This is a genomic window from Paraplanobispora siamensis, assembly GCF_016863175.1.
In the GTDB taxonomy this organism is placed as follows: domain Bacteria; phylum Actinomycetota; class Actinomycetes; order Streptosporangiales; family Streptosporangiaceae; genus Planobispora; species Planobispora siamensis.
On sequence record NZ_BOOJ01000019.1, the window covers coordinates 41,404 to 61,536 of the forward strand.

23 protein-coding genes are annotated in these 20,133 nt (G+C 71.5%); 11 read left to right on the forward strand and 12 right to left on the reverse strand.

Annotated features, from left to right (window positions below; genetic code table 11):
• Nucleotides 1-39: 39 nt before the first annotated feature.
• The 6 genes from Psi01_RS10015 to Psi01_RS10040 all read right to left on the reverse strand — a co-directional run bounded on the left by Psi01_RS10015 (nt 40) and on the right by Psi01_RS10040 (nt 5,291).
• The gene (locus Psi01_RS10015; RefSeq protein ID WP_239127410.1) at nt 40-324 is read right to left on the reverse strand and encodes an MGMT family protein; all 285 of its coding nucleotides are present in this window, start codon (nt 322-324) and stop codon (nt 40-42) included.
• A 163-nt stretch (nt 325-487) separates the two neighbouring features.
• Complete coding sequence (locus tag Psi01_RS10020) at nt 488-856, reverse strand: hypothetical protein (protein ID WP_204063673.1); 369 nt, start codon at nt 854-856, stop codon at nt 488-490.
• Nucleotides 857-954: 98 nt separating this feature from the next.
• Nucleotides 955-2,220, reverse strand: coding sequence for a S8 family serine peptidase (locus tag Psi01_RS10025; protein ID WP_239127401.1), 1,266 nt, complete (start codon nt 2,218-2,220; stop codon nt 955-957).
• The gene (locus tag Psi01_RS10030) at nt 2,214-2,951 is read right to left on the reverse strand and encodes a hypothetical protein (protein WP_204063674.1); all 738 of its coding nucleotides are present in this window, start codon (nt 2,949-2,951) and stop codon (nt 2,214-2,216) included. The genes Psi01_RS10025 and Psi01_RS10030 overlap by 7 nt, the downstream gene beginning before the upstream one ends.
• Nucleotides 2,952-3,366: 415 nt before the next feature.
• Nucleotides 3,367-4,566: a S8 family serine peptidase gene (locus Psi01_RS10035; protein ID WP_204063675.1), complete on the reverse strand. Its 1,200-nt coding sequence runs from the start codon at nt 4,564-4,566 to the stop codon at nt 3,367-3,369.
• Complete coding sequence (locus Psi01_RS10040; protein WP_239127403.1) at nt 4,560-5,291, reverse strand: hypothetical protein; 732 nt, start codon at nt 5,289-5,291, stop codon at nt 4,560-4,562. Before Psi01_RS10040 ends, Psi01_RS10035 begins: the two co-directional genes overlap by 7 nt.
• Nucleotides 5,292-5,422: 131 nt before the next feature.
• On the opposite strand from Psi01_RS10040, the gene Psi01_RS10045 reads away from it, so the two are divergent.
• Together Psi01_RS10045 and Psi01_RS10050 are read left to right on the forward strand one after the other, a co-directional pair.
• On the forward strand, nt 5,423-5,917 hold the full coding sequence (locus Psi01_RS10045) for a hypothetical protein (protein WP_204063676.1): 495 nt from the start codon (nt 5,423-5,425) through the stop codon (nt 5,915-5,917).
• Nucleotides 5,917-6,219, forward strand: a complete 303-nt coding sequence (locus tag Psi01_RS10050; protein ID WP_204063677.1) for a transcriptional regulator — start codon at nt 5,917-5,919, stop codon at nt 6,217-6,219. Before Psi01_RS10045 ends, Psi01_RS10050 begins: the two co-directional genes overlap by 1 nt.
• A gap of 149 nt (nt 6,220-6,368) precedes the next feature.
• Here the strand turns inward: Psi01_RS10050 and moeZ are convergent, their stop codons facing one another.
• On the reverse strand, nt 6,369-7,550 hold the full coding sequence (gene moeZ, locus Psi01_RS10055) for an adenylyltransferase/sulfurtransferase MoeZ (protein WP_204063678.1): 1,182 nt from the start codon (nt 7,548-7,550) through the stop codon (nt 6,369-6,371).
• 73 nt (nt 7,551-7,623) lie between these two features.
• Complete coding sequence (locus tag Psi01_RS10060) at nt 7,624-8,547, reverse strand: alpha/beta fold hydrolase (protein ID WP_204063679.1); 924 nt, start codon at nt 8,545-8,547, stop codon at nt 7,624-7,626.
• Between the two features lie 173 nt (nt 8,548-8,720).
• On the opposite strand from Psi01_RS10060, the gene Psi01_RS10065 reads away from it, so the two are divergent.
• From Psi01_RS10065 to Psi01_RS10075, 3 genes are all read left to right on the forward strand, one after another.
• Entirely contained in the window at nt 8,721-9,056 is a 336-nt protein-coding gene (locus tag Psi01_RS10065) for a hypothetical protein (protein ID WP_204063680.1), read from the forward strand.
• Between the two features lie 269 nt (nt 9,057-9,325).
• Nucleotides 9,326-9,649, forward strand: coding sequence for a hypothetical protein (locus Psi01_RS10070; RefSeq protein ID WP_203873371.1), 324 nt, complete (start codon nt 9,326-9,328; stop codon nt 9,647-9,649).
• 206 nt (nt 9,650-9,855) lie between these two features.
• Entirely contained in the window at nt 9,856-10,200 is a 345-nt protein-coding gene (locus Psi01_RS10075) for an SH3 domain-containing protein (protein ID WP_204063681.1), read from the forward strand.
• Between the two features lie 285 nt (nt 10,201-10,485).
• Here the strand turns inward: Psi01_RS10075 and ku are convergent, their stop codons facing one another.
• On the reverse strand, nt 10,486-11,307 hold the full coding sequence (ku, locus tag Psi01_RS10080; RefSeq protein ID WP_204063682.1) for a non-homologous end joining protein Ku: 822 nt from the start codon (nt 11,305-11,307) through the stop codon (nt 10,486-10,488).
• Nucleotides 11,308-11,513: 206 nt separating this feature from the next.
• Between ku and Psi01_RS10085 the strand changes: the two genes are divergently transcribed.
• The 3 genes from Psi01_RS10085 to Psi01_RS10095 all read left to right on the forward strand — a co-directional run bounded on the left by Psi01_RS10085 (nt 11,514) and on the right by Psi01_RS10095 (nt 12,887).
• Complete coding sequence (locus Psi01_RS10085; RefSeq protein ID WP_239127405.1) at nt 11,514-11,747, forward strand: hypothetical protein; 234 nt, start codon at nt 11,514-11,516, stop codon at nt 11,745-11,747.
• A 142-nt stretch (nt 11,748-11,889) separates the two neighbouring features.
• On the forward strand, nt 11,890-12,510 hold the full coding sequence (locus Psi01_RS10090) for a TetR/AcrR family transcriptional regulator (RefSeq protein ID WP_239127407.1): 621 nt from the start codon (nt 11,890-11,892) through the stop codon (nt 12,508-12,510).
• A gap of 143 nt (nt 12,511-12,653) precedes the next feature.
• Complete coding sequence (locus Psi01_RS10095; protein WP_239127408.1) at nt 12,654-12,887, forward strand: DUF3107 domain-containing protein; 234 nt, start codon at nt 12,654-12,656, stop codon at nt 12,885-12,887.
• Between the two features lie 469 nt (nt 12,888-13,356).
• Here Psi01_RS10095 and Psi01_RS10100 read toward each other — a convergent pair whose 3' ends face one another.
• Nucleotides 13,357-14,001 (reverse strand): ferritin-like fold-containing protein, encoded by a 645-nt coding sequence (locus Psi01_RS10100; RefSeq protein WP_204063683.1) that lies wholly within the window; start codon nt 13,999-14,001, stop codon nt 13,357-13,359.
• Between the two features lie 468 nt (nt 14,002-14,469).
• Here Psi01_RS10100 and Psi01_RS10105 point away from each other — a divergent pair, with 468 nt between their 5' ends.
• The 3 genes from Psi01_RS10105 to Psi01_RS10115 all read left to right on the forward strand — a co-directional run bounded on the left by Psi01_RS10105 (nt 14,470) and on the right by Psi01_RS10115 (nt 18,298).
• Entirely contained in the window at nt 14,470-16,281 is a 1,812-nt protein-coding gene (locus Psi01_RS10105) for a DEAD/DEAH box helicase (protein WP_204063684.1), read from the forward strand.
• A gap of 162 nt (nt 16,282-16,443) precedes the next feature.
• A complete protein-coding gene (locus tag Psi01_RS10110; protein ID WP_204063685.1) occupies nt 16,444-17,316 on the forward strand; it encodes an alpha/beta fold hydrolase in 873 nt (290 codons plus the stop codon).
• 64 nt (nt 17,317-17,380) lie between these two features.
• Nucleotides 17,381-18,298, forward strand: a complete 918-nt coding sequence (locus Psi01_RS10115; protein ID WP_204063686.1) for an oxygenase MpaB family protein — start codon at nt 17,381-17,383, stop codon at nt 18,296-18,298.
• Nucleotides 18,299-18,331: 33 nt separating this feature from the next.
• Here Psi01_RS10115 and Psi01_RS10120 read toward each other — a convergent pair whose 3' ends face one another.
• Together Psi01_RS10120 and Psi01_RS10125 are read right to left on the reverse strand one after the other, a co-directional pair.
• The gene (locus Psi01_RS10120; RefSeq protein ID WP_204063687.1) at nt 18,332-19,312 is read right to left on the reverse strand and encodes a RecB family exonuclease; all 981 of its coding nucleotides are present in this window, start codon (nt 19,310-19,312) and stop codon (nt 18,332-18,334) included.
• Between the two features lie 5 nt (nt 19,313-19,317).
• A complete protein-coding gene (locus Psi01_RS10125; protein WP_204063688.1) occupies nt 19,318-20,034 on the reverse strand; it encodes an MBL fold metallo-hydrolase in 717 nt (238 codons plus the stop codon).
• Between the last annotated feature and the right edge of the window lie 99 nt (nt 20,035-20,133).

Sequence of the window (20,133 nt, forward strand, 5' to 3'; positions counted from 1 at the left end):
TGTCCGTCCCACGCCATGTTAGTGGGACCGGGGAGCCGGTTAAGCGCTACTTTCCGACTGTCCATCCCATCTCGCGGATCTCATATCCGCCCGGGAGCCCCTCAGCGGGGTCCCCTCCTCCCGCCATCGGGCGAGACACCGCTGCTCATGGCCGGGAGGCGGGGTGCCGTCGGCGTGCACGACCCGCCACCACGGAACGCCGCCGCCCCACGTCGACATGACTCTGCCGACCTGACGCGGACCGCCGGAGCCGAGATACTCGGCGACGTCGCCGTAGGACATCACCTTTCCGCGCGGGATGCGCTCGACCACGTCGAGCACCAGCTCGGCGTAGGGATTCGGGTGCCCCCGCGACCCCGCGTCCTCCGCGACGTCCTCCCCCGTGTCCTGCGCGGTGTCGTCCACGGCGTCTTCCGCTGTGTCGTCCACTGTGTCTTCCGCGGCGTCTCTCATGGAGTCTCCCCAGCGCTCCCCGCGTCCCCGGCGCTCAGGCCCTCCACGCGGCGGGCCCGGCCGCGAGGATCTCCTCCAGCCGCCCGAACTCGTAGGCCGCCTGGTCGCCCGTCTGCTCGACGACGCCGTCGCGGATCGCGTAGGACTCCCCGTCCTCCCCGACCAGCCGGGCCCCGAGCAGGCCCGAGACCCGCGCGAGCTGGGCCACCTGCCAGTCGGACCCGGGCGCGCCGGACAGCGCGCCGTCCCAGACGGCGACGGCGTGGACCCCCTCGCCGTGGCGCGCGAGGACCTCTCCGGACTCCGGCGAGCCACGGAACTCGAAGCCCGCACGCCCGAGCACATTCGCGAGCTCCGCGAAGGAGAGAGGCGCCTGGCGCTCCACTCGCAACTCGTACCCCATGGGCGGGACATTAGCGAACCTCGACCGGCTCCCGGAGCGGTAAAGGCATCATCGGGCCGACCGCGTCCGAACAGTGTCCAAACCGCGCTCGAATCGCGTCACACGCGTCCCTCGGCGCCGAATCCCGTGTCCGGCCCGGTCCCGGCCGCCGATCTGACCCCGGACTTGCGGTTGAGGACCACCACGGCCCCGACGAAGGCGAGCACGCCCAGGGCGAGGCCGGCGCCGTACAGCCACAGGAGGAACGGGTCGGCCCCGGGCGGGGCCGGCTCCTCGGGGAGCGGGCCCCCGCCGAAGTGCCGGCCGTCGGCCACCGGAGGCGGGGACGCGACGCCCGCCAGCTCCCCGGCCCTGGCCAGCGCCGCCCCGGCGTCCACCACGCCGAACCCGACGTGCTCGTCGTAACCGGCGCCGGGGGTGAAGCCGGCTGTGGAGGTCAGGGCCCGCGACACCTGCTGCGGCGTCATGTCCGGGTACTTCGCCTTGATGAGCGCGGCCACCCCGGCCACCAGGGCGGTCGCCACGCTCGTCCCGTCGGAGTTCGCGTACTTCCCGCCGGGGAGCACCACCGGGACCTGCACACCCGGCGCGGAGACCAGGACCGACAGGTTGTCGCTGCTGAAGACCGCGGGCTGGCCGAACCGGTCGGCCGCGCCCACCCCGACGACCCCCGGGTATCCGGCCGGGAAGTTCCAGTAGGAGGTCCGGTGGGTCGTGGAGTACTCCTCGCCGCCCTCGTTGCCCACGGCGGCGATGAGCACCACCCCCTTGGACAGGGCGTAGGAGACCGCCTCGCGTTCGGCGCGGTGCGGGCCGTACGCGCCCAGCGACATGCTGATCACCTGCGCCCCGTGGTCGGCGGCGTAGCGGATCGCCCGGGCCACCGGGCTGCCCCGGAGCGTGCGCTGGTCCGCCTCGGGGACGTCCTCGCGCTCCTCGAAGTTCAGCGGCAGGGACAGGATCCGCGCCTCGGGGGCGACCCCGAGCAGGCCGTCGTCGCCGCCCTTGCCCGCCCCGGCGATGAGGGAGGCCATCGCGGTGGCGTGGCGCATGCCGGAGAGCCGCTCGTCGCCGGCGGCCTGCGTCCCCATCCCGGGCCCGGGGACGACCCTGCCGCGCAGCTCGGCGACCTCGCCGTCGACCTCGCCGTCCACCACGGCCACGGTGACCCCGGCTCCCCGGGTGACCTTCCAGGCCTCCTCGACGTTGAGCGCGTCCAGCACCCACCGCTGCTCGTCCCGGATCTCGTCCGCGACGGCCGGGGGCGCCGCGGTCACGGAGAGCGCGGTCAGGAACACGGTCAGCAGGACGGCCGGGACCGCCGACGGCGCCTTCCTCCCCCGTCTCCCCCGCCGGCTCAGCACACGTTCCCCTGGGTGCAGCGCGGTACGGCGGGCTCGGCGCCCAGGGCGCGGGCGATGCGACCGGCGACCGCCTGGGCCGCCGGCCACAGCTCGCTGTGCAGGATCTCCTCCTGGGCCACCGCCTCGCGGGTGCGGCCGTCGGTGTATCCGGCGGTGGAGAAGACGATGTACGGACCGACCCCGACCCAGGCGTTGCGCTGGCGCTGGGCCGCTCCGAACAGCTCGGTCGCGGTGCCGGGGAAGGCCACCGGCCGCACTCCGACCCGGTCGTCGGTCGCCAGCTGCCCGGTCGCCGCCCGGCGCTTGTCGGCGTCCTCCATGACGGCGACGCCCACGGTGATCGCGAAGGTGGACGTCTGGTCGACGTAGGTGGCCCGCAGCAGGGTGCGGCAGCCGTTCTCGGACAGGATGGCCCCCACCGCGGCGTCCGTCCCGGCCCGGCAGGGGATCTCGGGGGCGATGCCGACCCGGCGGGCGTACTGCTGGGTGCGGCCGAGGCCGATGTACTCCAGCTCACCGGGGAAGACCAGCGTCGTGGGCCAGGTGTGCCAGCGCCTGGCGATGTCCTCCTGGACGTAGAGGTTCTGCTCCGCGGCGGTCAGCGGGCGCGCGGCGGTCTCGCGCAGCAGCCCGACGGAGCCGGACAGCACGTCGGTCGTGGCGATGGCCAGGATGGTCCCCATCAGCAGCAGGAAGATCGTGCGCAGCCGGATGCCCTGCTCGAGCGCCATCACCTCGGCGCGGTCGGCCCCGGGCTGCCTGCGGTTCGCCGCCGGCCACGGACGGACCCGCGCCCTGCGGGCCCCGGCCGGCGGGGCGGACGCGCGGCGCCTGCGCGTGGCCCCGGGGAGCCCGGTCGCGGAGGACCCGCGGAACGCGCGTCCCGGCGAGGCGCCCCCCTCGGCGCCCGGTGTCGGCGCGCCCTTGCGCGTCCCGCCCGGCGGCGATCCGCTCCGGGGACTTTCGTCCTGCGACGCCCCGTTCCCGTCCGGCCCGATCCGCGCGGCGCGCGACCCCGCGGGGGGCCAGCCGCGGGCGCGCGGCGTCGAGGGTTGCAGGCGCCGGCGCGGCTCCTGTGACCTCCCGGGCTGCGACATACTTCGATGCTACGTCCCGGGAGTCCGACACCCCATATCCGGAGTGTATTTATATCCTCACCCTGCGCACGCGGCGGACGATGACCATGATCACCACGAGGGAGACGGCCGCCACGGATCCGGCAGCCACGGCCACCCCTCCGTAGAGGGCGATCCTGCGCTGGTCGCGGTGGACCACCTGCACCGGTCCGGCCGGTCCGCCCAGCGGGCGGTCGGGGTCCTGGGCGTCGCCCTCGCGGGCGGTGTGGGTGTGCCGGGAGATCCTGGCGGCCTCGGCGAGCGCCCGGCCGGCGTTGACGATGCCGAACCCCGTACCGGTGTCGTATCCGCCCGCGGGCTTGCGGGTCGCCCCGGCGGTGAGCGCCTGCACGACCAGGGCGGGCGACATTTTCGGATATTTCGCTTTTATGAGGGCGGCGACCCCGGAGACCAGGGCGGTCGCCTGCGAGGTGCCGCGGCCGACCCAGTACTCGTCGCCGGGTCCCGCGCCGAGGATGTCCACCCCCGGAGCCGCCACCAGGACCGAGGAGTTGGAGTTGGAGAACGACGCCCGGCGCATGCCCCCGTCGGTCGCCGCGACCGAGACCACGCCGGGGAAGGAGGCCGGATAGGAGTACGGGGCGTGCCCGTCGGCGTCCCGCCTGTCCGCCCCGTCGTTGCCCGCCGCCGCGACGAGCACCACGCCCTTGGAGATGGCGTGGCGGACCGCCGCACGTTCCTCCCGGGTCGCCAGATCCTTGGAGATCGACATGTTGATCACGTCGGCGCCGCGGTCCACGGCGTACCTGATGCCCTTGGCCACCACGTTCTCGAACCGCTCGGAGGCGTTGAACTCGCGGAAGCCGGCCTCCTCGTCCTCCAGGATCACCCGTACCGACAGGATCCTGGCCCTGGGGGCGACCCCGATCACCCCGTCCGCGCCGCCCGGACCGTGTCCGTGCCCGGCGATGAGCGAGGCCATGTAGGTGCCGTGCAGCCGCAGCGGCTCCACTCCCGGCGGGTTGGCGCCCTCGGTGAAGTCCCGGCCCTCGGCCACCGAGCCCACCAGGTCGCGGTGCACCGCGTCCACCCCGGAGTCGAGCACCGCGACGGTCACGCCCTCGCCCTCGGAGATCCGCCACGCCTGCGGGAGGCCCAGGGTCTGCAGCACCTGCCGCTGACCTTCGCGGACGTCGTCACCGTGGGCGGGCGGGGTCAGGGACAGGGCGAGAAGAGCCGCCGGCGCCACGACGGCCAGACGCCTCAGCACCGCCACTCCTCGGAGGAGCAGTCGGGCGGAACGGGGGTGGACACGCCGGCGAGGATCTGCGCGGCGATGTCGTCGGCGAAGGCGAACATGGTCGGCCGCTGCTCCCCGGTGGCCTTCGCCGGGCGGCCGTCCGTCTGACCGATGGTGATCATGACGAGGTACGGCCCGCTCCTGCGAGCCGAGGAGGTCTGCCGCCCCGCCGCGGTGAAGCGGTCGGTGACCGTGCCGCGGAAGGCCAGCGCCTTGAGCCCCGGCGAGGGGCGCCCGCCCTTGGGCAGCGCCGCCTTGGCCGCGGCGGCGCCCTCGTCGTCGGGGAAGGCGGCGACGCCGACGGTGATGACGACGGCCTGGAGCGCGTCCAGATAGGTGGCGCGCAGGATCGCCCTGCACCCCGCCCGCCGCAGGGGCTCCCTCAGCCTGGCGTCCACGGCCCGGTCGCACCGGGTCTCGGGAGAGATGCCCACCCGGCGAGCCTGCTCCTGGCCGCCCTGCTCGGCGGAGTAGCGGACCCGCGCGGGGAAGATCCGGCCCGCGGGCCAGACCTGCCAGCGGCGGCCCACCTCCTCGGCGGCCGCCCTGCGCAGTTCCCCCGGGCTCGGGCCCCGGGTGAGCTCTGCTCCCGCGGTGCTCGCTGCGACTGCGGCCACGACCGCGCAGCTCAGGGTGAGCGCGGACGCCGCCACCAGCGCCGGCCACACCCGGCGCCGGTCCGGCACGTCGTTCACCCCATCGACATTAATGCGAGAGAGCGGATGCCACCTCCGATCCACTCCGATCCGATCGCATGGAAAGTACTTGACGCATCGGAAAGTAGAAAGTACTTTCCTTATTGGAAAGCGAAACGGAAGGAGCACCGGTGAACGACACCTCCCGCGAGGCCGACCTCTCCCCCGAGGAGGCCGCCCGCGCCCTGTCCGGCATCCGCGCCACCCAGGCCCGCGCCGTGCGCTCCACCCCCTGGTTCCCCACGTGGTTCGTCATCGGCATCGGCCTGTCCATCACCCTCATCCAGTTCGCCGCCGACCCCCTCACCTCGCTGCCCCTGCGGGTCGCGGGCCTCGTCCTGGCGGTGGCCGGCATCACCGGCTGCTCCATCGTGATCGGCCGCAGCGGCAAGATGCGCACGCACAAGAGCGTCGTCGAGGCCGGGGGCCTGCTCGGATACTTCGTCTGGGTCATCGCGCTCGTCATCTTCGCCGTGGCGCTCGCCCTGGTCCTGGCCGCACTGGACATCCCCTACGCTGCGACCTGGGCCTGCCTGGCGATGACGGCGGTCATGGGCCTCACCGGCCCGATCCTCGCCCGATGGATCTCCCGCCGCATCGCCGACAAGCTCGAAAGGGGTCGCTGATGGGTCTCGACCCGGTCATCCACGCCCCGGTGCGGCTGCAGATCGTCGCCCTGCTGGCCGCCGCGGAGGAGGCCGAGTTCGCGTTCGTCCGCGACCAGGTCGAGGTGAGCGACTCGGTCCTGTCCAAGCACGCCAGCGCCCTGGAGGCCGCGGGATACGTCGACATCCGCAAGGGATACGTCGGCAAGCGGCCCAGGACCTGGCTCAAGCTCTCCGCCCGGGGCCGCCAGGCCTACCTCGCCCACGTGGCCGCCCTCCAGGCCATCGTCGCCCGGTCCGGCCTCCGGCTCACCCCCGAGTGACGCCGCCCCGCCACGCCTTCCCGGCCTCCGGCTCGCCCGGACGACGCCGCCGCCGTACCCGTCCCGACTTCTCCGGGAAACGCCGAACGCCCCGCGGAGCGTGTGCTCCGCGGGGCGTTCACGTTCGGCCGGGGTGGGGCGGACCCGCCTCAGTAGGTGGGCAGGCTGGGGTCGACCGTCTTGACCCAGCTCAGCACGCCGCCGCCCACGTGGACCGCGTCGGAGAAGCCGGCGTTCTTGACGATCGCCAGGCACTCGGCGGACCGGGCGCCGGACTTGCAGTGCAGGACGATCTTCTTGTCCTGCGGGAGCTTCTCCAGGGCCGAGCCGTTGAGGAACTCGCCCTTGGGGATGAGCACGGCGCCGGGGATGGAGACGATCTCGTACTCGTTCGGCTCGCGGACGTCGATCACGTAGATGTTCTCGCCCTGGTCCTGCCAGGACTTGAGCTCGGCCGCGGTGATCGTGGAGCCGGAGGCGGCCTCCTGGGCCTCCTCGGAGACCGCGCCGCAGAACGCCTCGTAGTCGTCCAGGAGCTGGGTGACCGTGGGGTTCTTGCCGCAGAGCACGCACTCGGGGTCCTTGCGGACCTTGACCGAACGGTAGTTCATCTCCAGGGCGTCGTAGATCATCAGTCGGCCGACCAGCGGCTCGCCGATGCCGGTGAGCAGCTTGATGGCCTCGTTGACCTGGATCGAGCCGATGGAGGCGCACAGCACGCCGAGCACGCCGCCCTCGGCGCAGGAGGGGACCATGCCGGGCGGCGGGGGCTCGGGGTACAGGCAGCGGTAGCAGGGGCCGTGCTCGGCCCAGAAGACGCTGGCCTGGCCGTCGAAGCGGTAGATCGAGCCCCAGACGTACGGCTTGCCGAGCAGGACGGCCGCGTCGTTCACCATGTAACGGGTGGCGAAGTTGTCGGTGCCGTCGACGATCAGGTCGTACCGGGAGAAGATCTCCATGACGTTGTCGGTGCTCAGCGCCTCGTTGTGCACGACCACGTCGATCAGCGGGTTGATCTCCCTGACCGAGGCCGCCGCGCTCTCGGCCTTGGGGCGGCCGACGTCGGACTGGCCGTGGATGACCTGACGCTGCAGGTTGGACTCGTCGACGACGTCGAAGTCGATGACGCCCAGGGTGCCCACGCCGGCGGCGGCGAGGTACAGCAGGGCGGGGGAGCCCAGGCCGCCGGCGCCCACACAGAGCACCTTGGCGTTCTTCAGGCGCTTCTGCCCGGCCATGCCCACGTCGGGAATGATCAGGTGGCGCGAGTAACGGCGCACCTCGTCGACGGTCAGCTCGGCTGCCGGCTCTACCAGCGGTGGCAACGACACAGTTCTGCTCCCGTTTCAGGGGTCTTGAGGAGTGCGGCTAGCGCACCCCTCACAACCTAGCCGGGGGCCCCGGTCATTCCCCAATCGAGATGGGAGTCGTCTCATATATCAGACGGCGTGCCTCACGAGCCACCCTTTCGGGCACTTCCATCTGCGCCACGTGCCCGGCGTCGGGCAGCAGCACCAGCCGCACGTGCGGGAACGTCCGCCCGGCCCGGACGGCCGAGCGCGGGTTGACGAGCCGGTCGCGGCGGCCGTGGATCACCAGCGTGGGCACCTTCACCTGGGCCGCCTGCCGCCAGAGGCTGTCGGCTCCGCGGCTGAAGTACTCCCTGAAGTACTCGGACACGAGCGCGCGGGCCGAGCTGGCCAGCGCCGTCCCGGCGTACGGCAGGTCGTCGCGGCGGCGCAGCTCGTCGGCCGCCTCCCGCAGGCGCACCGGGTGGACCCGGCCGAGGTCGGCGTAGCACATGCCGAGGGTGGCGTTGAGCCTGCGCTCGGCGGGCAGGGCCCGCAGCCGTTCGAAGGCCCACTCCCCCAGGCGGGGCAACGCCGACAGGGCCACCCGGGCGGGGCCGTACCTCGGCAGCAGGTCGGGCAGCGCCGGGGAGACGAGCGTGAGCGAGCGGACCAGCTCGGGCCTGGTGGCGGCCACCCGGACCGCGACCGCGCCGCCCAGGGAGTTGCCGAACAGGTGGACGGGCCGGTCGGCCACCCTCTCGACGAGCCGGGCGACGGCCCCGGCGTACGCGACGATGGAGTAGTCGCCGTCCGGCGGCTCCGGCGAGTATCCGGCGCCCGGAAGGTCGATCGCGTGGCCGGTCACCACGTCGGACAGCTCGCCCATCAGGTCGGTCCAGTTGGTCGCCGACCCCGCGAGACCGTGCACGTAGACCGCCGTCTCGGCGGGACCTGACGGGGTCGAGCGCACGTGGACGCGCTGCCCTCCCAGGTCGACCAGGGTCCCCGGCCAGCACGGAATCGGGTTGTTCCCCACGTGTCCTCCCACGGTTCACTCACTGCTCCGTCCTTATTCCACAAGAGTGAACCCGAAGAACCTATGCGTTCGGCATACAGACCGAGCGTCGCCCCACATTGAGCGTCGAATGGTGACATCCAGGACGGAACAGGCTCTTACCTCTCGTAGGTACCTCTCGAAGGAGTTCCGTCATGCGACTCAAGCGCCTTCTCGTCGCACTCCTCACCGCCGCCCTCGCCGCCGTCGGCACGGTGGTGGCGGGTGTCGCCCTGGCGAGCCCCGCCCGGGCCGCGGACCTCAACTGCGTCTATCTGGTCAAGCGCACCGCCGCGGTGAAGGCCGATCCCGCCAAGAAGGCCGAGACGACGGACCGGATCCGCCGGGGGGACCGGACCCTGGGCAGCTGCCGCAAGTACGGCAAGGAGAAGAACTGGCACAAGGTCGTGGGCACCCGCAAGCTCAAGAAGGGCTACACCCGGCAGCGCAACCTGAAGAGGCTCGGCACGACCAAGCAGTTCGGTCTGTGAGCCGGCCGTAGAGGCCTGCGGGTCGGCCTCGGAACGGCCCCGGAACGGCCCCGGAGGGGCGGCCCGCCGGGCCGTCCCTCCTCTCACTCCTGTCACCTTCGTACCGCGGAGCCGATTCGCCCTGCGGTATGTCCCTTTTGTCCGAAAATAACAAAAGGGCACGCATCTTAACTCTATGTGTTTGGTATATGACGCTCTGTGCCCGTTTTCGGTTCACGAATCCGGACATCAAGGCCGTAGTCACCGCATCGATAGAGAAGGAGTGACTAATGATCTTTAAACGACTCGCTGGCGCTCTGATTGCCACCACCGTCGCCGGCGGCGGCATGGTCGTCTTCAGCGCCGTCACCGCAACCGCGGCCGAGGCCGCAGTCTGCGCCTACCGGGTACGCAACGTCCCGGCGGGCAACCAGCTCGCCGTCCGCGCCCAGCCCAGCAGGGTCGCCGACGTCATCGACGTCCTGCGCCCCGGCCAGATCACGATCGGCAGGTGCGCACTGCAGCGGCCGAACTGGCGAGCCGTCAACGGCGTCAACGGAGTCCAGGGCTTCTCGCACAAGCACTACCTCAAGAAGCTCTCGCGGCTGTCCTGACAGCCGGATCGACTCTCGGACGGCGATGACGCGGCGCTCACGAGGAGGGCCCCGATGTGTCGCGTTTGTCCGCATGTACACGGGCCTTGAAAAGACGCGTCCGACAACTTTCCCCTTGCGATAAACGGCTATTTGCGACATATGAGGCAATTGTCCGTTGCAAGGCGACGAGTTAGTCCGAAACGACTGCAAGGAAGTGACCGAAAATGAAGTTCCAGCGCCTCGCGAGTACTCTCGCGGCAGCGACCATCGCGGGTGGCGGTCTGATCGTCGTCAGCGCCATCACCGCGACTCCGGCCAGTGCGGAGACCGCCTGCTTCTACAAGGTGCGTAACGTCTCCGCCGGCAGCTACCTCAACGTTCGCCGAGGCCCTGGCATCAAGGCCAACGGCAAGCGTTACAGGGTCATCGACGTTCTCCTGCCCGGCCAGACCACTGTCGGCAAGTGCAGGCGCGCCACGGAGAACTGGCGTGCGGTGGTCGGCAACTCCGGCCTGCAGGGCTTCTCTCACAAGTACTACCTGAACAAGGGACAGAAGTTCCGGTACTGATCGGTGACTGTCGAACCTGCCATATCCCGTGCCGTGGCGCCCGCAAGGGCCCACGGCACGGGCTCTGTTTACGGCGACGCTACGCGTCGCAGGCTCGGGGGCTCCTTGATCCGGCGGGGCTCCTTGATCCGGCTCCCGCTGTCGTCGCGTCCTCGCTCGTTCCTCGCTCCGGGCGCTCCTCCGTCGGTTCACCGGCGCCCCCTCGCGGGGGCCGTGACGGCAGGAGAGGTCGTTGGGCGGTTCAGATGTCCCTTGCCCCATCGCGGGTCTCCGGCTCTCCCGGGTTCAGGCGGAGCGGCGGGTCTTGCGGGGTTTGCGCTCGGTCGTTCCGCGGTCCCGCTTCGCGGCGTCCACGCTGGCCCGCAGTACGGCCATCAGGTCCGCCGAGGGACCGCCCTCCGTCACCGGCGCCTGCGGGCGGACGACCTCGTGACCGTCCACCTTCGCCTGGATGACCTCCTGCAGCGCCTCGCGGTAGGCGTCGTGGTGGGCGGCCGGGTCGAAGTCCTCGCTCATGGTCTCGATCAGCGACGCGGCCATCTTCGACTCCTGCGCCCGGATCTCCACGCCCTCCTCCAGGAAGCCGAACTCGGCCTCGCGGACCTCGTCGGGCCAGAGCATGGTCTCCAGGACGAGCAGGCCCTCCCTGACCCGCAGCGCCGCCAGCGACTCGCGCTGCCGCAGCGCCACCTTCGCGATCGCCACCCGTCCCGACCGCTGGAGCGCGTCGCGCAGCAGCACGTACGGCTTGACGCCCTCGTCGCCCGGCTCCAGGAAGTAGGACTTGTTGAACAGGATCGGATCGATCTGGTCGGCGGGGCTGAACTGCAGCACCTCGATCCGGTGGGCGGTCGTCAGCGGGAGGTCGTCGAAGTCGTCCTGGCCGAGCACCACCATCTCCCCGGTCGGCAGCTCGTACCCCTTGGCCACATGCGCGAAGGGCACCTCCTCACCGCAGACCTCGCAGACCCGGCGGAAGCGCACCCGGCCGCCGTCCTCCCGGTGGACCTGGTGGAAGGCGACGTTGCGCTGTTCGGTCGCGGTGTAGAGCCTGATCGGGATCGTGACGAGCCCGAACGACACCACGCCGTTCCAGATGCTTCGCATGACGTCTCCCTACCTCGACCTGCTCCAGAGCTTCCTACTGATTTTCGCGCATGTGTTCGGAAATATCGCCAAATGGATGGAAACACTTACCGGCGGGGCACATACCCGCCACGGGGAAACCGATGCCCCTGCCTTGTCGAACGGGTGGGGACCAGGGACGTACGCTGGATCACGCCCATTGCCGAAGAGGACGGAAGGACAGGCCGATGTCGGAGATGGATGTGAACGAGACCACCCTGGAGGAGATCGACGACGCCCTGTCCGGTGAGATCGGGACGGAGATCGACGTCGAGACCCCCGAGGCCGACGCGGCCGAGCAGCACCGCTCGATGCAGGAGGAACGCTCCGCCTGGCCCGACCGGATCCCGTTCGACGCCGACCCGGCCGACGCCGCCGACCAGACCCGCGAAGTGGGCATTGACGAGGACGACTATCGCTGACCTGGTTACCCGCGCGTAGGATGACCCGAGACATGGAGTGCCCGACAGCAGGAGCACGCACAGCAGGCTCCGCCTGGGCGGCGCTTGGTGAGGCCGCCTCCGCCGCCGGACACTCATAGGAGCATCCCGCAAGGAGACCGCCGTGACCGCTACCCCGGACGCCAAGCCCCGGGGCACCCGGCTGCCCCGGATGGCCCGCCGCCGCCAGCTGCTCAACGCGGCGCAGGAAGTGTTCGTGGAGAACGGCTACCACGCGGCCGCGATGGACGAGATCGCCGAGCGGGCCGGGGTCAGCAAGCCGGTTCTGTACCAGCACTTCCCCGGTAAGCAGGAGCTCTATCTGGCTCTGCTCGACCTGCACGTTGACGACATGATCACTCGCTGCCGCGACGCCCTCGCCTCCACGACGGACAACAAGCAGCGCGTCCAGGCCGCCATCGGAGCCTTCTTCGACTTCGTCTCGGGCCAGGGCGAGGCCTTCCGCCTCGTCTTCGAGTCCGACCTGCGCAACGTCGCCCAGGTCCGCCAGCGCATCGAGCGCAACCTCCGCGAGAGCGCCGAGATGATCAGCCAGGTCATCCAGGAGGACACCGGCTGCTCCAGCGACGAGGCCCGCCTCCTCGGCGTCGGCCTGGTCGGCATGGCCGAGGTCAGCGCCCGCTACTGGATCAGCAGCACCGGCTCCATCCCCAAGGACGCCGCCACCCAGCTCATGGCCCGCCTCGCCTGGCGAGGCATCTCCGGCTTCCCCCGTACGAGCTGATCGCGACGCTGCGCGCCGCTGGTTCGGAGGCGGCTTGATCCGGCTCCCCCTCACAGCTGCGCAGTGTTCGCTTGACGCGATCAACCGGCGCGTCGTGGCGGGGATGGGGTGACGATGGGACGGAGCCGTCGTCGAAAGGGAACATGATGGAAGTCAAGATCGGCGTACGTTCCGTGCACCGTGAGCTCGTGGTGGAGACCGAGCTCACGGCCGAGCAGGTGGAGGAGGAGCTGGGCAAGTCCCTCTCCACCGACCGCGGCATCTTCACCCTGACCGACGTCAAGGGGCGCAAGGTCCTCGTTCCGATCTCCTCCCTGGGGTTCATCGAGATCGGCGAGGAGGAGGCCCGGCCGGTCGGCTTCGGCGGCACCCTCTAGGAACCCTCCGGAACTGCGGGGCCGCGGCGCAAGGCGTGCCCTCGCCGGAGGTCTCCGGAGGATCGGAGGCTTCCGGCAGGGGCGACGGCCCCGGCCGGCGGGGCCGCGGGCAGCCTGACGGGAGGCCGGTGACACGACCCGGCCGAGAGCCGTCCGGACGGCCCGGTGGGATCAGTCGCCCCGGCACTCTCCACGCCCGCCGAACCCGCAGCCACGCGGGCGCCGGGTGCGCTGGACGTCGTCCCGTCCCGGATCGGTGGCCGGGCAGTCCGCGCTCCCCCTGCGCAGCACTGCGCGCGAAACCCAGCGATTCGGCCCACATCTCGTCAAGGAACTGCCGTAGCGGCGCGAGGCCCTCATGCTTGGCACGCTACCGCCGTTCGCACCCCTCACGCCGCCCGATCAGAAGACAGAGCCTGTCCGCATCGGACATCGAAGCCGCCGGACGCCCCTTGAGGACTCGCCGGAGTCAGGGACCCGGGGTCAGGCCCAGGGCGTCCATCCGCCTGTTGTGGGCCTCCGTCAGCCGGGTGAACATCCGGGCGATGTCCTCACCGCTCACCAGCAGCGCCGCCAGCTCCGGGCGGGCCGCGGCCACCTGCTGCGCCTGGCTCAGCGCCTCCCCGACCATCCGCCTGGCCCACAGGGCCAGCCGTCCGGCCTGCCGGGGGTCCTCCTTGATCGCCGCGCCGACCCGCTCCACCGCGAACTGCGAGCGCCCCTCGTCGGCCAGGACCTCCTCGACCAGCCGGCGCGTCTCGTCGTCCAGGTGGGCCGCCGCCTCACGGTAGAAGTCGAAGGCGATCCCCGTACCGACGTACGCCTTGACCAGGGCCTCCAGCCAGTCGGCCGGCGCGGTCTGCCCGTGCCAGCCGTCCAGCGGCCCGACGAACGGCTCCATCGCCTCCTCCGGGTCCACCCCGAGCGAGGCGAGACGCTCGCGGAGCAGACGGAAGTGCGCGTACTCGGCCGCCGCGAGCTCGCCGAGCGCGGCCCGGTCGGCGAGCGTCGGAGCGTGGCACGCGGCGTCCTCGGCGAGGCGCAGGAACGCGGTCAGCTCGGCGTAGGCGAGGACACCGAGCAGGTCGGCGACACCGGGAGAGGAATCACTCATGAGCGCAGCCTACGAGCCGGGACGCCCGGCGTCGCCACGCGGCGGGCGGATAATCACCGTGCGTCGGGCCTCCGGGAGGCGGAGCGGCGCGGTGGCCCGGAGACCTGCGGTTGAAAGACGGAGGCACTCGACGATTCAGAGGGAATGCCGAGCAATCAGTTCTCCGTTGTGGTATCGGGTACACTACTGTGTGAAAGTGCGACCGCACTGTGTTAATCCGGGGGTTCTCCTCCCGGACGCCCCCAAAAGTCGGCGTGACGCCGCAGCGGTCGCTGATGACATGAGAGGGCTGGCCCTTCCGCGAGGACCCGGCACGGGGAGACTTTTTCGCCCGCGGTCCCGGCAGGACTGCCTTCAACGGAGATTAGGCAGGCCAAGCTGACGACGTTCCGAGACCTCGGAGTCACCCCGGAGATCGCCGATGCCCTCGAGACAGAGGGCATCATCACGCCGTTCCCCATCCAGGAAATGGCACTCCCCCTGGCCCTCAGCGGCCAGGACATCATCGGTCAGGCTCGCACCGGCACCGGCAAGACCTACGCCTTCGGCGTGGCGATGCTCCAGCGTGTCGGCAAGCCCAGGAAGAACCGCAAGAAGCCGCGCGGGCTGGTCGTCGTGCCGACCCGCGAGCTGGCCCTCCAGGTCACCGAAGACCTGGTGACCGCCGCCGGCAAGCTCGGCTCCCGCATCCTCACGGTGTACGGCGGGCGCGCCTACGAGCCCCAGATCGAGGCGCTCAAGCAGGGCGTCGACGTGATCGTCGGCACCCCCGGCCGCCTGCTCGACCTGGTCAAGCAGAAGCACCTCGACCTCAGCCAGATCGCCATGCTGGTCCTGGACGAGGCCGACCGCATGCTCGACCTGGGCTTCCTGCCCGACATCGAGCGCATCATCAAGCTCGTCCCGGCCGAGCGGCAGACCATGCTGTTCTCCGCGACGCTGCCGGGTGAGATCGTCGCCCTGTCCCGGCGTTACCTCAACCGCCCCACCCACGTGCGGGCCGAGAACAACGACGCCGAGGCCGAGGCGACCCCGCAGACCGCCCAGTTCGTCTGGCGCACGCACCGGATGGACAAGATCGAGATCATGGGCCGCCTCCTCCAGTGCGAGGGCCGCGGGCTCACGATGGTCTTCTGCGAGACCAAGCGCGCCTGCGACATGGTCGTCGAGCAGCTCAAGGAGCGCGGCTTCGCGGCCGCGGCCGTCCACGGCGACCTCGGCCAGGGCCAGCGCGAGCAGGCCCTGCGGGCCTTCCGCAACGGCAAGATCGACGTGCTCGTCGCGACCGACGTCGCGGCGCGCGGCATCGACGTCGACGACGTCACCCACGTCGTCAACTACGACTGCCCGCAGGACGAGAAGTCCTACGTGCACCGGATCGGCCGCACCGGCCGGGCGGGGCGGACCGGCGTAGCGGTGACCTTCGTGGAGTGGGAGGACCTCACCCGCTGGAAGGTCATCAACAACGCGCTCTCGCTCCCGTTCGCCGAGCCCGTCGAGACCTACTCGACCTCGCCGCACATCTACAGCGACCTGGGCATCCCCGAGGGCACCAAGGGCGTGCTGCCGCGCGCCAACCGGTCCCGCGCGGGCCTGGCCGCCGAAGAGGTCGAGGACCTCGGCGAGACCGGCCGCGTCCGCTCCCGCTCCCGCAAGGGCCGCGACGACGACCGTGAGGAGCGTCGCGAGCGTCCCGCCCGCACGCCCCGCGAGCGCCGCCGTACCCGCGGCGGACGCAGCGTCGAGGGCGTGGAGCAGGTGATCGCCGAGCCCCGTCCCGTCGAGGAGCCGGCGGGGGACATCCTCGCCGAGGAGCCCGCGAGCCGTCCCGCGGAGGAGCCGAAGGCCCGCCGCACCCGCGGCGGCCGCACCACCGGGGAGACCCCGGCGCCGGTCGCCTCCGAGGAGAACCAGAGCCCCGTCATCGAACTCCCCCCGGTGGAGGCGGACGTGACACCGCGCAACGAGGAGTCCGCGCCCCGGCGTGGTCGCACCCGCAAGGCGGGTCTCAACCCCGAGGTCACCCTCGGAACGACGCCGCCCGTGCAGGCCGAGGTCTCCGGCTGGGACGACGAGCCGGACTATGAGGCCCCCGCGCCCCGGCCCCAGCCCGAGAAGATCATCCCGCCGAGCCCGTTCGCGGTGATCTTCCAGTCACCGGATCTGGCCACCGACGACGACGAGATCGCCCCCTCGGCGGCCTCCGAGCGGGCCCAGAGCCGCCGCCGGTCCTCACCCAGAGGCCAGCAGCGCGGTCCGCGACGCGGAAACCAGGCCTAGCCGGGTCTGTCTCGGCGGAAGGGGCGCACCCCGCGCGGGGTGCGCCCCTTCCGCCGTTCCGGGGACCGGCCCCTCCCGGCGCCCCGTTGGAAAGCGGATGCCCCCTTTCCACTCTGTAAGTAACACCGAGTCATCGCGGTCCTGGCGGTATCGTGGTCTCACGTGAGTACGCCGCGATTTTTGACCCTGCCACCTGGTGTTCGAGCCACCTCGATCGACACGGCGGTGGGCTCGTTCGCCGCGCTTGAGGCGATGCCCGTGAGCGGCATCCCCGAGCGCTGGCCCGCCCTCCTGGTCCCCGGTCTCACCGGCAGCAAGGAAGACTTCATCGCGGTTCTGCAGACGCTCGCCCAAGCCGGTCGCCGGGTCATCGCGGTCGACATGCGCGGCCAGTTCGAGACCAGCGGCCCCGACGACCCCGGCGCCTACACCTGCGCGGCGCTCGGCAACGACATCGACGTGCTGGCGCACACCATCGGCGGCGACGAGCCCGTCCACCTGGTCGGCCACTCCTTCGGCGGGCTGGTCACCCGGGAGGCGGTGATCGACGGCCGTACCAAGTTCGCCTCCTACACGCTGATGAGCTCGGGCCCGGGCCCGATCGTCGGCCCTCGCGAGCGCGCGGGCCGGGTCATGCTCTCCGAGATCCCCGAGCGCGGCCTGGAGTACCTCTGGCACAACCGCATGGAGCCGGAGGCGCTGGCCGCCGGGGTGCCCGACGAGATCATGACGTTCCTGCGCAAGCGGCTGTTCTCCAACTCCCCGGTCGGCATGGCCACGATGACCCGGGAGGTGCTCTCCGCGCCCGACCGCTGCGACGAACTCATCCAGGTCGGGGTGGGCGTCCTGGTGCTGTACGGCGAGCACGACGACGGCTGGCCGCCGGCGATGCAGTCCGACATGGCCCACCGGCTGAACGCCGAGTGCGTGGTCGTCCCGGGCGCGGTCCACTCCCCGGCCGTGGAGGCCCCGGAGACCACCGCCGCGGCCCTCACCCGGTTCTGGAACGCCGCCGAGGCCCGGCTGCTGAGCTGAGCCGGGCCGTACGGACCACCCTTCTTGGACAGCTCGTCCAATGTCATGTAATCATCTACTTACTATGGCGAGCATCGAAGACATCGTCGTCCAGCCTCCGCACACCGCGACCTGGCTGGTGCACATCGACCGCTCCATGTGGATCGGCGGCGTCCGGGGCCTCATGCTCCAGGCGCTGCACCCTCTGGCGATGCGCGGGGTCTGGCAGAACTCCACTTTCCAGGAGGACCCGTTCGGGCGGCTGCGCCGTACCGCGGACTTCGTGGGCCGCGTCACCTTCGGCAGCCCGCAGGAGGCCGAGGAGATCGGCCGGCGGGTCAGGGGCATCCACCGGAGCCTGCGCATCGACGACCCGGACACCGGCAGGATCCACCGCGTGGACGACCCGGAGCTGCTGCTGTGGGTGCACTGCGCGGAGGTCTCGTCCTACCTGGCGGTGGCGCGGCGCGCGGGTCTCGGGCTGAGCCGCCGCCAGGCCGACCGCTATCTCGGCGAGCAGCGCCGCAGCGCGACCTACGTGGGTCTGCACGCCGAGGACGTGCCCGGGTCGCTGGCGGAGATGGACGACTACTTCGCGGGGATCCGGTCGCGGCTGGAGGTCACCCCCGAGGCCGCGTCCACCGTGCGCTTCCTGCTGTGGCCGCGCCTGCCCGCCGAGCTGCGGATGCTCAACCCCGGCAAGCCGGCCTACTTCCCGTTCGGCGCGCTGTGCTACTACTCGCTGCCGGACTGGGCCAGGCAGATGTACGGCGCCCTGCCCGAGGTGCCGCGCGCCACGGTGACGGCGGCGTTGCGTGCCTTCAGGCTGGGCATGAACGCCCTCCCCGAGCCCGTCCACGACCGCGCGTTCACGCCGCACACCCGCGAGATGCTCGCCGCCTCCCGGCGACGGCTGGGCGCGGCGGGCTACGACGTGAGCCGCGGGCTCAAGGGCCTGACCGACCCCCGCCGCTGGCCCGGCGGAGCCTCCCGGGCCGCCTGAGCCGCCGTGCGCAGCACAGCCATGAACACGAGATCAAACGGCTAAGCCGTCCCAGGGGGCCTTGTCGGGGGCCGCGGCCCGGCCGTCGGGGCAGTGGGCGCGGAAGTCGCACCAGGAGCACAGGGGGCCCGTACGGGGCGGGAAGAGGGCGTCTATCTCCGGGGGTACGGCCGGCGGCACCCGTTCGGCGTCCGCCGGGTGCGAGCCCGGCCCCCGGGGGCCCTCGGCCGGAGTGCGCGCCGCGCGTGAGCCCGAGCCGCGAGAGCCCGCCGTACGCGAACCCGGGCCGCGGGAGCTCTTTCCCGTGCCCGCCCAGGCCTGGTAGCGCTCGTCGGCCTCGGAGGCCTCGATGCCGATCTCCTCGGCGCGGGACAGATGGCGTCCCAGGGACTCGTCGGTGTGCTCCCACTCGACGACCGAGCCGGTCGGCAGGTGGTGGAGCTCGACCCGGTGGCACGGGCGGCGCAGCATGCTGGAGGAGGCGACCGCGTAGACCGCCAGCGCGAGCGAGGACCGGGCGTCGTCGGCCGTCATGGGACGGCGTCCGGTCTTGTAGTCGACCACGACCAGCTCCTCGCCCCGCTGGTCGAGCCGGTCGACGCGGCCCGACAGGGCCAGGACGGACGTCCTGGTGGCCACGGTCCGCTCGACGCCGACCGGCTCCTCGGAGGGGTCGAGGGTCGCCGCGTAGCCGACGACCATCTCCCGCGCCCGGTCACGCCAGGCGGCCGACTGCTCGGCGTCCTTGAACCCGTCGCCGATCCACCCGTTGGACAGCAGGATCCCGGCCGTGGCCGGAGTCCTGCGGTCGTACGGCTCCCGCCACCAACCGGCCAGGGCGTTGTGCACGCTGATGCCCACGCTGTTGTGCGCCCACCGCGGTCCCCGCTGCGGGGCCGGGCGGTCCAGGTAGGTGAACCGGTAACGCCGGGGACAGTCCAGCCAGGTGTTCAGCCGCGACGGCGTACAGGAGTACAGCCTGCGCGGCATGCCCTCCAGGGGGAGCTGGTCCATGAGGGCTAGTCGCCGTCGAGGTTCAGCCGGATGCCGGCCGCGCGCGTCCCGTCGGACAGCGGGCCCTCCTCCTCGGTGTCCGTGCCGCCACCGGTCAGCGAGCCGGAGAGCCAGGAGTCCAGCTTCGGCTCCAGGTCGCCGATGACCGCCTCCTCCCCGTGCGCGGGCAGCACACGGGTGTTGTGGCGCAGGGTGAACAGCCGGCCGGCGATCGCGGTGAGCTGGTCGGCCAGCGCGGGGTACTCTCCGCCGAGCTTGCCGGGCCCGTCGGCCAGCAGCGTCTTGCCGGTGAAGACCGCGTCCAGCTCCTCGCAGTAGAGCGAGATGCCGCCGTGGGTGACGCCGGGCGTGGACATGACCTCGAGCTCGACGTCGGCGACGGCGAACACGCCCTCGTCCTCCAGCTCGATGTCCGGCCAGGTGTCGGGCCAGGTACGGCGCCAATGCGGCTTGTCCTTGGGGTGCATGGCCACCACGGCCTCGTCCCGGGCCGCCACCTCGATGGCCGCGCCGACGTGGTCGGGCAGGCCGTGGGTGCAGATCACCGCGAGCACCTCGCGCTCGCCGACCTTCTCCAGGATCCCCTCCGCGTCGCGCGCGGCGTCGATGACGATGACCTCCTCATCGTCACCCACGATCCAGGTGTTGTTCTCGACCTTGTATTCGACGCCGTCGATGTCGACGACGCCTTCGGTCACCACTCGCTCGATACGCGCTGTCACGGCTCAAAACCATACCCATTGTTTGGCGACGCTGACGCGTCGCGGCTCGGGGGCGTGGGGATCCGGCTCCCGCCGTCGCCGCGTCCTCGCTGTGTTGAT